Below are 15,073 nucleotides of genomic sequence, written 5' to 3'. Positions count from 1 at the left end.
AAAAAGTAAACTCAGTTGGCCTTAGTCAATACCCCAACGCGTACAGCATTGTTGCTGCTCTGAATTCAGAAAGTAAACGTCAATACCTCTTTATCAAACACTAAGTATCGTATTTTTCACCAGCTCCCTGTTTCGTGGCCTGTTAGTATAGCATTACGCTTGATATTTACTGAACTGCTAAATAAACATTTTAAATACTTCAGCTATATTATGTTACCAGCCGTTCCAGTTGAAATATTAGTTTCGTTATAGATTTACTAGTTTAGGGAAATAAATAGGTCACATTGCGATCCTGATTATAGTATACCCTATAGCCTAAAAGTATATTTATTTGACTTATATGTCTGCTACTATTAACAAAATTCAGTACTTCGGTTGGTTGGACGGCCTCGTTTCCCAATAATAGTCATATATAAAATTCTCATTTATCATTTCCTTCACTATAATTGGGCGATGTTAGTACACACCAAGAGCATACATCAGCTGATTTTTTAGCCGCACCAAAACTCATGCTCGAACCACTCAGTCTATTCAATCTGTACACAAATCATGGCTAAATCCAGATGTCCACGTTGTCAACACACATCTTTCGAACTACAACCAGCCCCAGTCAAAAATAGCGTGTATCAACTTTACTTTATTCAGTGCACCGCCTGTGGAACAGTTGTGGGAGTGACCGACGACAGTATGCACCTGGTTGTTACCCTAATGGATACGCTGAATATAAAACTCTAATACCTTAATGTCAGATATTGATTAATATCTACGTTCAATGGCGTATCTGGACGAAAGATCCCGTTAACAACTATCCGTCCGGATAACTTTACGGTTAATCCTAACGATTCAGCCTGCGTAATCAACGCGTCAAGTTCAATTACTTTGGCTCGTATCTCGTCAGCTATCTGCTGTTTATCATCTAATCCCATCGGTGCTACAGGTAGAATTATTGGTTCTAAATCAGTATACTAAGTATATTTCTGTATCATGAATCATGCCGGGTTGTTGACAATTCAACAGTCTTTTTGAAAAACTATTGTAGGGATGTTAAGCCGGAAACCGGAAATAAGTAGTCACACCCGTATAAATTATCGCTGATGCGCTTTCTCTAAAAAACCAATCTCATCGCCTATGTTTTTCTTCAGACTACCTTTACTCTATAGTTTCGCCCTGCTGGTGAGCCTCACTACGTACGCCCAAATCTCATCCAAGGCTGGTACGCTTTCCGACATGGGTTTTCTGGAAGGACACTGGAAGGGAACATTCAACGGCGGACCGATCTATGCGGTCTGGATAGCACCCGCTGGCGATAACCTCACTGGGTTTATCCGAATGATGAAGGACAATAAGGTCACGATGTATGAAATGCTGATTTTTGAGCAAACAGAGCGCGGACCGGTTGCCTTGGTTAAGCACTTCAAACCAGGCCTGATCGGGCAGGAAGAAAAAGACAAACAGGACCGGTACGCCTTTATTGAAGCCAAAAAGGACTATGCATTGTACGAGAAAGAAGACGGCTCAATCCGGATCATCTACGAGAAACGCGCAAAAGACCAGCTAGTCATTCAGCGTGGCCAGAAACAGGATGGCAAATGGGTGTTCAATGACTTGTTCGTGTTTACTAAAGCTGACTAGAAGTTTCGATGACACATCCGGAAAGAGCCTGTTGACGAGCAAACCGGCTATCTGACTCTATTGAACGACCCAACCGCATGAACTGGCAGATTTGTGCCGTACAACCCGAGTACCTTGATGATCTGCGTCAGCTTTATCTGGAATCACGCATTCAGACCTTCACCTGGCTCGATGCGTCGACGTTCAAACGGGATGACTTCGACTCGGCAACGGCAGAAGAAAAGCTACTGGTTGCTATAACTGATGGGAAACCAATAGGCTTTATTTCGTGGTGGTTACCGGATAACTTTATTCATCATCTCTATGTCGATCCACGTTTTCTGCATCAGGGCGTTGGCACCGCATTACTTCGGCAGTGTTTGGCAAACATCGGCAGACCGGCTAGGCTGAAGTGTTTACAGCAAAATACAAACGCTCTGGCGTTTTATCTGGCACAGGGCTGGCGAATCAACGAAGAAGGCACCTCTGCTGAAGGTGCCTTCTGTCTTATGGTCTTTACCGGATAATGCAGCGAAAAGAAGAACGGATAGACTATAAACCTATTTCAACTGATTATAGGCTATAATGACCCCGAAGGTAAAAACGATATGGGCCACAAATAATGTCAGCAGGTAGGGCTTCAGCGGAATAGCAGGTGGGTTCGGATGAATAGCGAATAAACCGTACCAAAACGCGATAGCAACCAGGCCACTTCCAATCCCAAACCAAATACCCGACTGGAAATCAGGTTGCCCAACTCCCCGGGACCACAATAGCGAATAACAAAGTGTGAATACGATGCCAATAGCGTAGTGCGCGATGATCCCGACCGAAATAGCCCGTGGTCTATCAGATAGCTTACCATCCGGCGACGTCTGAAAGGTCAGCATCGTACCCAGAATTTTTACGACATTCATGATCCGGTCTGTCAGAAAGGTCATGATGTACATGAAGGCCGTCATGAGGGATGTACCGGCTACACTGGCCAAAATAAGGTTGAGTCCGTTCATTGCTTAGAATTTTGGCAATAGAGCCTGCTTTCATCAACCTGAATACTGCCGTAATTACTCGAACTTGTAGGCTACGTCCTCTCAACCGTTCCCGCTCAAATTCATATTAGTCATGTTCACGGTAAAATGTTGGACTCCATTGGGGTAAACGGTATCGCGGACATCCTGTCCGTACGGCTAACTAGTCAAAGAAAAGATTACCCGGCCAAGATACCCGCACTACGGGTTTACTTTAATGGCTGAATCTTCAGGTTTTTCCAGCGAACTTTAATGCCCCCCCCGTCGTGAATTTGAAGCGCGATAGACCCGTCGGCAGCGCCAATTTTTTCGTCGTGCATATCGACCATTGGCTGACCGTTCAGAAACGTCTGTACATGGTCACCTTCGACGCGGATACGCATCGTGTTCCACTCTTCTGGCTTCAGAATCGTCTCTTTCTCGTCCGGAATCTGTACTAACCAGCCACGGCCATACGATTCGTACACACCTCCCGTATCGTGGTTTTTGGGGGCCACTTCGACCTGCCAGCCGCTTACTTTAGTGCCTTCGATGGTAGAGCGAAAAAAGACACCACTATTTCCATTGGCTTCCTGTTTGAACTCCAGCGACAGATCGAAGTTTTTGTAGAATTTTTCGGTAGCCAGGTAGCCATATTGCTTATCAGGACCGCTTTCGCAGACGAGTTCGCCATTGTCGACGTACCATTTTTCGGTCCCGTAGATTTTCCAGCCTTTCAGATTTTTACCATTAAACAAGCTGATCGTTTTGGTCGGAGCCATGAACGCCAGTGTAGTCAGCACAAGGCCGAAGACAAGGAGGTGTTTCATTGAGTGTAGAAATTAGAGTTAACGAATGGCCTTACTCAGCTCATTCGCGGTTAAACATACGATAGTCATCGCGTTTCTTCAGCAAACAGACCGAAAACAACTATCGATTTGCCATGATCACGCAGACGGGCGCTGGTACCTTAACCGACTGCCCGGTATAGGTTAGTTTACCGGTTTTCTGATCGCGCTTAAAAATGGTGATGTTGTCGGAATCCTGATGCGCGACGAAGACGAACTCACCTTTCGGATCGATCAGAAAGTTACGGGGTGTTTTGCCCTCCGTTGGCTGATCGCCCACTTTCGTCAGTTTACCATCGCTGCCAATGGTGAAAATAGCCAATCCGTTGTAGCCCCGATTCGATTGATACAGAAACTTACCGCTCGGATCAATGTGAATGTCAGCACTCGTATTTGAATCGGTGAAATCAGCAGGTAGCGTTTTAATACCATCTTGGATGAGGGTCAACTCGCCCGTTTTCGGATTACGCGAAAATACCGCTACCGATGAGCTCAATTCTTCGACCAGATAGGCATACTTCCCATTGGGATGAAACGTGAAATGCCGTGGCCCCGAACCAGGTTTTACCGTTGCGTAAGGCGTCGAGGCTGGTTTTACCGTGCTTGCCTTCACGTCTGTTTCAAAAATATTCAGCTTGTCCGTCGTGAGATCGGCAACATACACAAACCGATTATCGGGCGCGAGTGTAGCCGAGTGTACATGTGCTTTGTCCTGCCGTTGCGTATTTGGACCCGTTCCAGCATCCTGAACGCTATCCGTGGCAACTTTCAGCTTGCCATCAGCACCGATGGGCAACACCGCCAGACTTCCTCCGCCATAATTGGAGACGAAGGCCGTTTTTCCCGTCTGATCGACGCTGATGTGGCAGGGACCGCCCCCAAGCGACGACTGACCATTCATGAATTGCAGTTTACCCGTTGCTTTATCAACGCTGTACGAGCTGACACCACCCAGTTTATCGGCTCCTTCATTTACCGAATACAGGTAATTTCCGGATGGATGCAACGCCAGAAAAGAGGGGCTCTTTGCATTCGATACAGCCTGTAGCTGTTGCATCGTCCCCGCTTTCCGGTCGAACTCAAATACGTAAATTCCTTCACTACCCCGAAGCGAATACGTACCAACATACATAATTTCTTTACCTGACTGGGCTTGCGCAACGGCACTCAGGCCAAGCATTGCGCCTAAAAAACAACGGACTACCTTGTTCATAACTGTGATGATATCTGCGTAATAAGTAAGACTTCCCTGTAAACTACCGATGTTGGTCATACTGATTGACGGGTAGTGTACCGGCGAGTTGTTGCCATTGGACCTCGGTAAGAACGCTACTAGGTTGGTCGTTTAGAATGTCGCTTAACTGTTCACCGGTTCGGATGCCTACCACAGCGGTTGCAACAGCCGGATGACGAAGCACAAACTGAATCGCTGTGGCGGTTGAGTTACGGTCGGCGTCAGACAAAGCCGCAATGGCATCAGCGGCCCTCCGAACAGCTTCAGCGGTGTACGTTAGGTACGGCTTAGCTGGCTTATTGACCAACAGCCCTTTCGCCAGACTCCCCCTCGCCAGCACACTGATTTGATGTTCGTGCAGTAGGTCTAGACTGGTTTCTTCCGGTCGGCGGTCCAGCAGGCTGTACTGCATCATTACGCTGACCATAGCTGAGCGATCGATCCACTGCTGGATAACGTTCGGGCGAATCGACGAGATGCCATACTCCCGGATCTTCCCCTGTTGTTTGAGCAGTTCGAAGGCTTCTATCGTTTCGTCGATTGGGTCATCGAGCGTACCGCCATGAAGCTGATAGAGGTCGATATAGTCAGTTTGTAAGCGCTTCAGGCTTTTCTCGACGGCTTGCAGAATGTAAGCTTTTGTCGGGTTCCAGTCCCAGCCGGAGCCATCAGCCCGCCATTGATTCCCGACTTTCGTGGCAAGCACTACCTGCTGTCGAATACCAGCGAAGGCGTTGCCAACGGTCGTTTCGTTCGCCCCCTGGTCATACAAATCAGCCGTATCGAACAACGTAATGCCGTTCTCAAACGCGCTATGCAACAGCGCGATGTTTTGGTCGCTGCCTGTTTCCAGTGACATACAACCGAAGCTAATCTCGCTGACGATCAGGTCAGACTTTCCTAGTGCGTGACTATTCATATGGTACTGTTTCTCTCAGTTACGTCCATTTATTTTTGAAATTTTGGGGGTTCGGTGAGGAAATAATGCAAAAGAATCAGTTTAGATAAAGAACGTGATTAAAAATGATTACGTAGAATCATTTACCTTTGCAAAACGATTGAGGCTCTGAATTGCTTATATCATTATAACCTAACTTTTCGTTACCTCTCAATATCTTAATCAACTCTATGAAACGTGTTTTGATTGTTTTCGCAGCTGTAGCAATGCTTTCTTCCTGCGGTAGCAAAAAGCGGCTGGCTGAAATCAAATCCCTGCAGGAAGCCCGTGATAAGGCTGTTGCATCCTTAACTGACTGTGATCAGCGTACTGCCGACCTGCGTACGCAACTTTCTGCGAAAGACAATGATCTGCAAGGTAAAGACAAACAGGTAGGCGATTTGCAAGCTCAAATCGATTATCTCAAAAAGACAAACACGAACCTCCTCGACCGGATGTCGGATTTGTCGATCGTCAGCAAGTCGGGTGCTGAAAGTATCAAGAAATCGCTCGAAACACTGAACGAGCAAACCAAGTATACCAATAATCTGAACGCCAGTATCCAACGCAAAGATTCGATGAATCTGGCCTTAGTGATGAGCCTGAAACGGTCATTGGACGATATCAACGATCAGGACGTACAGGTTGAGGTGAAGAAAGGTGTCGTTTACGTATCGATTTCCGATAAATTGCTGTTCAAATCGGGTAGTTACGACATCACACCCCGTGCCGAAACGGTTCTGGGTAAAGTAGCGAAGGTCGTTAATGATCACAAAGAGCTTGATATTCTGGTTGAAGGCCATACCGACGCAGTCCCCATTGCAACGAGCGCTATCAAAGATAACTGGGATCTGAGTGCATTGCGTGCCACGTCGGTGGTACGGACGCTGCAAGCTAAATTCAGCGTAGCTCCTGAGCGCATGACTGCCGGTGGTCGTTCGGAATTTAGTCCGAAAGATGACAACACGACTTCGGTTGGTCGTCAGCAAAACCGCCGGACAGAGATCATCATTACGCCAAAACTTGATCAGTTCTTCAACCTGTTGTCGAGCGGTCAGGCAGGCGGAAGCAAATAAGCATCCATTACGCAGACATAAAAAAAGGCCGGAATCATCGATGATTCCGGCCTTTTTTTTATGTCAATGAGCATTAAGCTACTGTAACGGTAAACGAAGCGGTAAAGACCTGCCCCGGCTCAACGTGCTGAATATCTTCCTTTTCCTCGATAGGCTTTTGTGGTCCTTCGCTGTCAGCGCATCCCAACCAGGGTTCGATACAAACAAATGACGCCCCCGGTTTAGCCCAGATTCCTAAATATGGAAACGCCGGATAATCGACCGTCACCGAATGCTCGTGCCTGTCGCTTCTGATGGCTACCCGGCGGGACGCAAGCTCCTTAAAAACCAGCGCATCCTGATCGAACAGATGTTTTGTCAGTGGCAGACGATTTCCTACGGTCGGTACTGGCTTTGTCTCCCCGTTGAAAAATCCGGCTGCCGATAACATGTGCGTTTCTAGCGGCTCCTTCTGGTCGAACTCGATAAAATAATCTTCGTACGCTTCCCCCGGCAAAAAAGGCACGGCAAATGCCGGATGCGCACCTACAGAAAAATAGACCATCTTCTCGTCTTCGTTGACGACGCGATACGTAATGGTCAGCGTTGAATCGGTCAGTTCGTAGATGATCTGAAAGTCAAACTCATAAGGGAAGTGGACCCTCGTTGCGTCACTGGAATGCAATGAAAAGACCGCGTGTGTAGCTGACGACTCCGTTGTCTCAAAAATCGACTGCCGCGCAAAACCGTGTCGCTCGATGGGATACGTTTTTCCGTCGATCAGCAACTGGTTGTTCAGGCAACCACCCACTACCGGGAACAAGTTGGGCGCGTGCCAGCCCCAAACGTCGGGTGCAGCCTGCCAGAGGTGTTCAATACCGCTTGCTTTGTGCAGGATGGATGTTAGCTCAGCGCCCTTAGGGCGGATGGAAACGCGAAGGTGATCGTTTTCTAAAGTCGTCATATCCTGCAAAACTAAAAAAGCCGCTCAATGTTGAGCGGCTTTTCCTGAATTTGGCTACCACCGGGACTGTGGTTTGTTGCCTTGGTTTAGAACCGGAAGTGCGAGAACGCCTTGTTGGCTTCTGCCATACGGTGCGTGTCATCCTTCTTTTTAACAGCTGCGCCTTCACCTTTTGCGGCTGCGACGATTTCGGCTGCTAACCGGTCTACCATTGTTTTCTCACCCCGCGAACGAGCATACTTAATAAGCCATTTCATGCCTACCGCGACTTTTCGGTCTGCCCGTACTTCGGTTGGCACCTGGAAGGTAGCTCCACCGACGCGACGACTTTTAACTTCAACTGATGGCATGACGTTGTTCAACGCCTTTTTCCATGTATCCAGACCACTTTCGCTGGTGCGTTTGGCAACCACGTCGAGAGCATCGTAGAAAATGGAGTACGCCAGGCTTTTCTTGCCTTCGTACATCAGGTTGTTAACAAATTTAGTTACGAGAACCTCCTTGTATTTAGGATCGGGTAATACGTAACGCTTGGGCGGTTTCGCCTTTCTCATGATTTCTTCAGATTTTTGATCTTACTCTGAACGTAGTCTTTCCAGCGTCCAGTCAGTTTTGATGTATGATGTCCTGTATATGATACATGTAGTTACGCACACATCATACTTCTCATAGCATACATCCTACTTACTTATTTTTTCTTTTTTGCTGGTGGTGCACCTTTACCTCCTTTAACGGGAGCCTGACCTGGTTTTGGCCGTTTTGCACCGTATTTCGAACGGCTTTGCAGACGACCGCTTACGCCAGCCGTATCCAGAGCTCCCCGAACAATGTGGTAACGAACACCCGGAAGATCTTTTACCCGGCCACCACGAATCAAGACGATTGAGTGCTCCTGGAGGTTGTGACCTTCACCTGGAATGTATGCGTTTACTTCCCGACCGTTCGTTAACCGAACCCGGGCAACTTTACGAAGAGCCGAGTTAGGCTTCTTCGGTGTCGTGGTGTACACACGCGTGCACACGCCCCGACGTTGTGGGCAGGCGTCAAGAGCCGGCGATTTCGACTTGAATTCAAGCTTCTCGCGGCCTTTACGCACTAATTGTTGTATAGTAGGCATTCTTTAAATTGTTTACAAAAAACAGTCTTCCCGAAATTTGAGGTGCAAAGATACGGAAAACTGTTTGAATGCCAAAGCACAAACCGACTATAAACGATAAAAGACGCTGGCTATCAGAGATATCAGCCCCTGACCGATACCCACCGATGCCTATCGTCTTCTACTTAGCTCCTTGTCAACTGGTATTAAGCCTGACCAACCGGTCCACCGAAGCCACCAGAGGGAAACTTGAATGTATCCGTAGGATTATTGATATCGCCGTACGCTTCTTCAAACCGGCTTACATTCTCGCGCAGGGCTTCCAATAAGCGTTTGGCATGCTCGGGTGTCAAAATAATGCGCGCTTTTACTTTGGCTTTAGGCACACCCGGCATCAACCGGATAAAATCAAGAATGAACTCACTGTTGGAGTGAGCAATCATGGCTAAATTAGCATATACACCTTCGGCAATTTCTTCGCTCAGTTCGACATCAATAGAGTTGTCGGGGTTTTGTTGTTGGGGAGTCATATCAAGCGCTGTTTTCAGCAAAAGTACAGTAAATAATAGGTTGTACTCGCCAGGTAATCACTATTCTTGCCAGGGTTTAAATAAAAACGTTTCGATCTTACCTTGCTTGTCCTGACTGATATAGAAATCAATTGGCGACAGGGCAAACGTAGCTTTGTAGCGGGCAACACCATCTTTCATACCTTTAGGTTCCATCGATACCCAGTTACCCAATCGCCCGGCAATCTGCCCCGTTACGTCTTTCATTTTTTCCGGCGAGATCTGTTGCTTGAACGAAGCACCCATCAATCCATACAGCGAATCCGGCTGATTCGCATTCATAAACCGCTGTGCGAGCTTGGCTAACGAATCGAGTTTGGCCACTTCCGGACCTGATGCGACAGGGGTTGGCTTAGCGGTTTGTGCCGAAACGGCCAGTGAACATAAGCCAAAAGTGATTAGTAAAAGGAGTCGTTTCATCGTATTAGCGTGTGTTTGTACGTCGTAAAAATAAGCCATTTTCTACGGGTAACCAGACGGAGACCGACGATGTCACTTGTTTTTGGTATAAACGGACTACCAGCTAGCCAAACGGAGGTAATGCCTGCCAACAGGCGGTTCATGATCAAACGGAGGGCTATTTTTATGCGGCAACAGGCCATACATGATTCTGTTTATTCGTATATTTACAGAACAATAAACAATCTATTGGGCTATACGCCAAATGAATACGCAATCTGAATTAATTAGTGGTATTTATAATTACTGTGACGCTTGGTGTGAACGCTGTTTGTTTACCAGTCGGTGTCGAAGCTACCAGATTCAACACGAAACAGGGCTGGCGAAACCACAAACGGCTGGCGACGACCTGATTCAGAAATTGACAGACGCGCTTACTCTCACAAAAAAATACGTCGAGAACCTGACTGGCACACAAGGCCAGCATGCGCTAATGGGCGAACAGGCTCAGGCCCTGGAAACAAAGGTTGTCCGGCAATCTGACTTCAGAAAGCATCCACTGGCGTTACTTGCGAACGATTATCTCCGGCAAACCGGCCTTTGGCTCCCGGTCGGAAAAGACTTACTGGAGGAGGCTGGTCAACGGCAAATAGGCGCGGTTGAGCTGGGCCTGCAAACGCAGGAAGACGCGATGCACCTATTGCATACGCTGAAAGATGCCTGGGAGATGATTCGATGGTATCGAACCTTAATTCCGGTGAAGACACTGGCTGTTCTCCGCGCGCTGGCTGAGCCGGTTACTGATCCGCAGCTTAGCAGCTACCATGCAGGCAAAGCTAAATTGATTCTGGTGAGTATTGATCAGTCGCTGCTGGCCTGGGAAACCATCATTCAGTTTTTCCCGGAAGAGACCGATGATCTGCTCGATCTGATGGCCTTATTGAGTCGGTTACGCCGGGAACTGGAGACATTGTGCCCTGATGCGCGAGCCTTTATGCGACCAGGGCTGGATTAAACAACAAGCGACAAAACCATAGAGACTTTGTCGCTTGTCGGTCAACGTTTCATATATCGCTGCTTATTTTTTCAGGATCACAAACTCGACACGCCGGTTTTTCTGCCGTCCTTGGTCAGTGTCATTGGTCGCGATTGGCTTTGCTTCACCAAATCCCTTGCTGGCAACCCGGTCAGGCTCGATACCCTTGCTGATGAAGTACTCACGAACGGCGTCGGCCCGATCCTGCGATAGTTTGGCGTTTATTTCCTTTGACCCTGTGTTGTCCGTATGCCCCTGTACTTCAATGACCAGCTTCGGAGTTTCGTTGAACGTGTTGACCAGACGATCAAGTTCAGGATTCGACTCGGGGCGCAGTTCGGCTTTCCCTACGTCGAAGAAGATGTTGTTGAGTGGGACGGATCGACCCGCTTCGATCGGAATCAAGTTTAAATCTTTGCCTTTAATTTCCTGGAAGCCCTTTGTCTGGGTCAAATCTACATTGTCACCTTCGGCAATGAAGTCCTTGGCAATGGCTCTCATGCTGTACTTCTGACCGTAGGGCAGCACGATTTTGTATTCTCCCGTAACCGGGTCCGATGTTGCTTCGCCCGCTTCGGCCCCGTCCGGCAAGGTCTGATAAACGATCCGGGCTTCGATTGGCTTGCCCGTTTTCTGATCGATCACTTTTCCACTGATCAACGCCACCGGGTCCGGCCGGGTGGTGGTTCCCTTACCAGCGACCTCATCTCCTCCTCCACCCAGTTTACCGGGTTGGTTCGATGGCTGATCATCGCTAAGTTTCACCCGAATAATATCGCCCTTGCCCAGCGTATTCTTGAAGGTCGTCAGGTACGCATAATCGCCGGAAGCCGCTACGGTGTAGTACGCGTCATAGCCTTCCGTATTCACGTCCGAACCCAGATTGACCGGTTTCGTCCAGTGCTTCCAGGTTTTATCGACCCGTTTGGCCACATAAATATCATTGCTGCCCAGCCCACCCTCGCGATTACTCGAAAAATAGAGCGTTGCCCCATCGGGAGCCAGAAAGGGAGTCGTTTCCGTAAACTTCGTGTTGATCTCTACGCCGAGGTCCATCGGTTTTGTCCAGGAGCCGTCTTTCTGCCGAAAGCTGACGTAGATATCATCTTCTTTACTATTTTTTTTCTCGCTGAAGGCCATTAGCAACACTTTCCCGTCTGCTGACATGAACCCGCAATCGAACTGGCCTTTGCTCATGTTCACGTAATTGGGAATATCCATTTTCTGGGGAGGACTCCAACCGCTGGCCGTACGTTTGCTGAGCGAGAAGCCCCGTGTTTCATAGTTCCCGTTCACGTACTGCCCTTTGATAAGCATCGTATTGCCATCGGGCGTAATGCTGTAGGCACAATTGTATTCATCTTTGTTCAACGGGAACCCCATCCGACGGGCGGGACCCCATTTGTTGCTGGCTACATCCAGGTCTGAATACCAGATATCTTGACTTCCCTTCGTACCATGCGTATTATTTGGATGACTGATCCGGGCAAAATACAGCGTCTTCCCATCCGGCGAAATCATCGGATTGATCTCGTTGTACTCTGAATTCACCAGGTTGCCCAGATTTTCGACTTTGGGATTCGGCGACGCTGCGGTTGAATCACGACCTCGCACGGGTTCGCCCGGCGTGGGCTGACCGGGTTGCCCATTGGCTATCGGAGAGAGTACGGCGATAAAAAGACTGGCAGCAACGATACCGTTGGCATTCATACAACTAGGCGAGGGATAGTGGGGTGTTTTACAGGGAAAACGATCATTGATACCAGTTTTGTATACCGAATAACGTATTGTGGGTTATACTACACTACCCGCAACTTCGCAAAACTTAGCAGCAACACTTTTTCGCCGGCTGTCTCGAACTGAATGGTAGCCTTGCGTTCCGTTCCGTTAATATCAACAGCCTTCACCGTACCAAACCCGAACTTGGCATGTTCCACGCGCTGTCCTGCGGCAAGATCGGAGGTGCTGGTAGGCGCAAAATCGGCGGAGGGCGTATGCGACACCGTTGGTTGCGGAGCCTGCGAACGAGCCGTCTTCTGCGCCAGCGACCGGACAAAATTCATTGAACCGGTCGACGTACTTTCGCTCCGGTCACGTTCTGGTCGATCAAAATCAGACCGACTCGGTGCCGACCGCATCTTCGACATTTTCAGGTATTTTTGATCCATTTCCATCAGGAACCGGCTCTGTTCACACATCTTGAGCCGGCCATAATGGTAGCGCGTTTCGGCGTAGGAGAGTGTCAGTCGTTTTTCGGCGCGGGTAACGGCTACGTAAAACAGGCGTCGCTCCTCTTCCAGATCGTTGCGGCTTTCGAGCATCATCTGGCTTGGGAACAGATCCTCTTCCATACCGACAATGTGGACGTTTTTAAACTCCAGCCCTTTGGCCGCGTGAATGGTCATTAGCGTCACTCTGTCGTTGTCGCCATCGTCCTCTTTTTCGTCGGCGGTGGTCAGCAGCGAAACCGATTGCAGGAACGCACTGAGGCTTTTCTCCTCATTATCAGGATTATCGACAAACTCTTTGATGGCGTTCAGCAATTCCTGTACGTTTTCGTACCGGGCCAGCCCTTCAACCGTTTTATCGTCATACAGCTCCTTCAGCAACCCGGATGCTTTGGCAATGTGCGACGCCACTTCGAAGGCATCTTTCTGATCGAGTAACAGCTTAAAACTTTTGATCAGATCAGCGAATCCTTCAATAGCGATCGACGACCGCCCGGCAATATGTTTACTGATTTCGGATACGATCTCCCAGATTGAATCCTCTTTTTCGGCCGCGATCACGCTGATTTTGGCAACGGTGGTGTCACCAATACCACGCTTGGGCAGATTGATGATGCGTTTGAACGCTTCTTCGTCCTGCTGGTTGACCGTAAAACGAAGGTAGCCGATCAGATCCTTGATTTCTTTCCGCTGGTAGAACGACAGACCGCCAATGATGCGGTACTTGATGCTTACCTTGCGGAGGGCTTCTTCAAAGGCCCGCGACTGGGCATTGGTTCGGTATAGAATAGCAAAATCGTTGTTAACGAGCGACCCGTTCATCTTGGCCTCGAAAATGGCCGACGCCACTAAACGCCCCTCTTCGTTATCCGACGATGCTTTGATCACATCGATCAGCGGTCCATCTTCGTTGTCCGTGAAGACGTGTTTCTCCAGCTGATTTTTGTTGCGCGAAATGATTGAATTGGCCGCCTGCACAATGGTTTTGGTCGAGCGGTAATTCTGTTCCAGCTTCACGATTTTGACGTTCTCCTTGCCGTAATCGCGCTGAAAATTCAGAATATTCTCGATGTTGGCCCCCCGGAACGCATAAATACTTTGCGCATCATCGCCCACGATACAGATGTTCTGGTGAACGGCTGCCAGCTTCCGCGTAATGAGGTATTGAGACACGTTGGTGTCCTGAAACTCATCGACCATCACATGCTGAAATTTGTGCTGGTATTTGTGCAGAATATCGAGGTGGTCGCGAAAAAGCACGTTCGTATTGAACAGCAGATCGTCGAAGTCCATGGCATTGGCCGCAAAGCAACGAAGCGCATATTGTTTGTAGATACGACCAATGTGCGGCATCCGGGCGGCTTCATCGTCGGCCAGAATAACCGCATTATTGATGTAATCGTCCGGACCGATCAGTCGGTTCTTAGCTCCCGAAATCCGACCGAACACGCTGTTGACACGATACACTTTATCGTCCAGCGCCATCTCTTTAATGATGCTCCGCAACAACGACTTCGAATCGTCGGTATCGTAGATCGAGTAATTGCTGGTGTAGCCAATGGCTTTCGCTTCAATGCGCAGGATCTTGGCAAAGACCGAGTGAAACGTACCCATCCAGATGTTACGAGCCTCCGTACCGACAACCGTTTCGATCCGTTTGCGCATCTCACCAGCCGCTTTGTTCGTAAACGTCAGCGACAGAATACGGAACGCGTCCGTACCGCTTTCGATCAGGTGAGCAATACGATAGGTTAGAACGCGTGTTTTACCCGAACCGGCACCGGCTATAATCATCAGCGGTCCATCGCCGTGCATCACGGCTTCCCGCTGGGGGTCATTCAATCCAGAAATATAATCAACCATACAAAGACGTTGGATTCCAGACGCTGGATGCTGGATTTAAGAAAAGTCCAGCTTTGGATGTCCAGCATCCAGTGTCTTTATATAACAATCAAAACTACGAAAAAATTTGGTTAGCGACAGCCCGAAAGGCAACTCGCTCTCGATGTCTTTCGATAGAACAGCGCGCTTTGGATCAACCCAGTTTTGACCGTACGGGCCGTTAACGCAAACAGGCCCCCGATGACCG

Annotated in this window: 15 protein-coding genes; 4 read left to right on the top strand and 11 right to left on the bottom strand. The window is 48.6% G+C overall.

The genetic code is table 11. The annotated features are described in order from the left end of the window. Positions 1 to 1,128 precede the first annotated feature (1,128 nt). Together GK091_RS17760 and GK091_RS17755 are read left to right on the top strand one after the other, a co-directional pair. Positions 1,129 to 1,632 carry a DUF6265 family protein gene (locus GK091_RS17760; RefSeq protein WP_164041241.1) on the top strand — a complete coding sequence of 168 codons (504 nt, stop codon included), beginning with the start codon at positions 1,129 to 1,131 and terminating at the stop codon, positions 1,630 to 1,632. A 77-nt stretch (positions 1,633 to 1,709) separates the two neighbouring features. Further along, entirely contained in the window at positions 1,710 to 2,138 is a 429-nt protein-coding gene (locus tag GK091_RS17755) for a GNAT family N-acetyltransferase (RefSeq protein WP_164041240.1), read from the top strand. 33 nt (positions 2,139 to 2,171) lie between these two features. Here the strand turns inward: GK091_RS17755 and GK091_RS17750 are convergent, their stop codons facing one another. From GK091_RS17750 to GK091_RS17735, 4 genes are all read right to left on the bottom strand, one after another. Further along, positions 2,172 to 2,621, bottom strand: a complete 450-nt coding sequence (locus tag GK091_RS17750; RefSeq protein ID WP_164041239.1) for a hypothetical protein — start codon at positions 2,619 to 2,621, stop codon at positions 2,172 to 2,174. 227 nt (positions 2,622 to 2,848) lie between these two features. Beyond that, the gene (locus GK091_RS17745) at positions 2,849 to 3,448 is read right to left on the bottom strand and encodes a 3-keto-disaccharide hydrolase (protein WP_164041238.1); all 600 of its coding nucleotides are present in this window, start codon (positions 3,446 to 3,448) and stop codon (positions 2,849 to 2,851) included. Positions 3,449 to 3,548: 100 nt separating this feature from the next. After that, positions 3,549 to 4,679, bottom strand: coding sequence for a lactonase family protein (locus tag GK091_RS17740; protein WP_164042873.1), 1,131 nt, complete (start codon positions 4,677 to 4,679; stop codon positions 3,549 to 3,551). A 43-nt stretch (positions 4,680 to 4,722) separates the two neighbouring features. Further along, on the bottom strand, positions 4,723 to 5,619 hold the full coding sequence (locus GK091_RS17735) for an aldo/keto reductase (RefSeq protein WP_164041237.1): 897 nt from the start codon (positions 5,617 to 5,619) through the stop codon (positions 4,723 to 4,725). 209 nt (positions 5,620 to 5,828) lie between these two features. Between GK091_RS17735 and GK091_RS17730 the strand changes: the two genes are divergently transcribed. Next, a complete protein-coding gene (locus tag GK091_RS17730; protein ID WP_164041236.1) occupies positions 5,829 to 6,713 on the top strand; it encodes an OmpA/MotB family protein in 885 nt (294 codons plus the stop codon). Between the two features lie 73 nt (positions 6,714 to 6,786). Here the strand turns inward: GK091_RS17730 and GK091_RS17725 are convergent, their stop codons facing one another. From GK091_RS17725 to GK091_RS17705, 5 genes are all read right to left on the bottom strand, one after another. Beyond that, positions 6,787 to 7,656: an aldose 1-epimerase family protein gene (locus GK091_RS17725; RefSeq protein ID WP_164041235.1), complete on the bottom strand. Its 870-nt coding sequence runs from the start codon at positions 7,654 to 7,656 to the stop codon at positions 6,787 to 6,789. Positions 7,657 to 7,742: 86 nt separating this feature from the next. Further along, entirely contained in the window at positions 7,743 to 8,210 is a 468-nt protein-coding gene (gene rpsG, locus GK091_RS17720) for a 30S ribosomal protein S7 (protein WP_012928933.1), read from the bottom strand. 134 nt (positions 8,211 to 8,344) lie between these two features. Next, positions 8,345 to 8,773, bottom strand: a complete 429-nt coding sequence (rpsL, locus tag GK091_RS17715) for a 30S ribosomal protein S12 (protein WP_164041234.1) — start codon at positions 8,771 to 8,773, stop codon at positions 8,345 to 8,347. Positions 8,774 to 8,958: 185 nt separating this feature from the next. Beyond that, on the bottom strand, positions 8,959 to 9,282 hold the full coding sequence (locus tag GK091_RS17710) for a DUF3467 domain-containing protein (RefSeq protein WP_164041233.1): 324 nt from the start codon (positions 9,280 to 9,282) through the stop codon (positions 8,959 to 8,961). 60 nt (positions 9,283 to 9,342) lie between these two features. Then, positions 9,343 to 9,741 (bottom strand): DUF3887 domain-containing protein, encoded by a 399-nt coding sequence (locus GK091_RS17705; RefSeq protein WP_164041232.1) that lies wholly within the window; start codon positions 9,739 to 9,741, stop codon positions 9,343 to 9,345. A 244-nt stretch (positions 9,742 to 9,985) separates the two neighbouring features. Between GK091_RS17705 and GK091_RS17700 the strand changes: the two genes are divergently transcribed. Further along, positions 9,986 to 10,735: a hypothetical protein gene (locus tag GK091_RS17700; RefSeq protein ID WP_164041231.1), complete on the top strand. Its 750-nt coding sequence runs from the start codon at positions 9,986 to 9,988 to the stop codon at positions 10,733 to 10,735. 63 nt (positions 10,736 to 10,798) lie between these two features. Here GK091_RS17700 and GK091_RS17695 read toward each other — a convergent pair whose 3' ends face one another. Beyond that, complete coding sequence (locus GK091_RS17695; RefSeq protein WP_164041230.1) at positions 10,799 to 12,466, bottom strand: OmpA family protein; 1,668 nt, start codon at positions 12,464 to 12,466, stop codon at positions 10,799 to 10,801. An 89-nt stretch (positions 12,467 to 12,555) separates the two neighbouring features. After that, the gene (locus GK091_RS17690; protein WP_164041229.1) at positions 12,556 to 14,847 is read right to left on the bottom strand and encodes an ATP-dependent helicase; all 2,292 of its coding nucleotides are present in this window, start codon (positions 14,845 to 14,847) and stop codon (positions 12,556 to 12,558) included. Positions 14,848 to 15,073: the final 226 nt, after the last annotated feature.

Source organism: Spirosoma agri, from assembly GCF_010747415.1.
In the GTDB taxonomy this organism is placed as follows: Bacteria; Bacteroidota; Bacteroidia; order Cytophagales; family Spirosomataceae; genus Spirosoma; species Spirosoma agri.
This window is presented reverse-complemented; position numbering and strand designations above follow the sequence as displayed.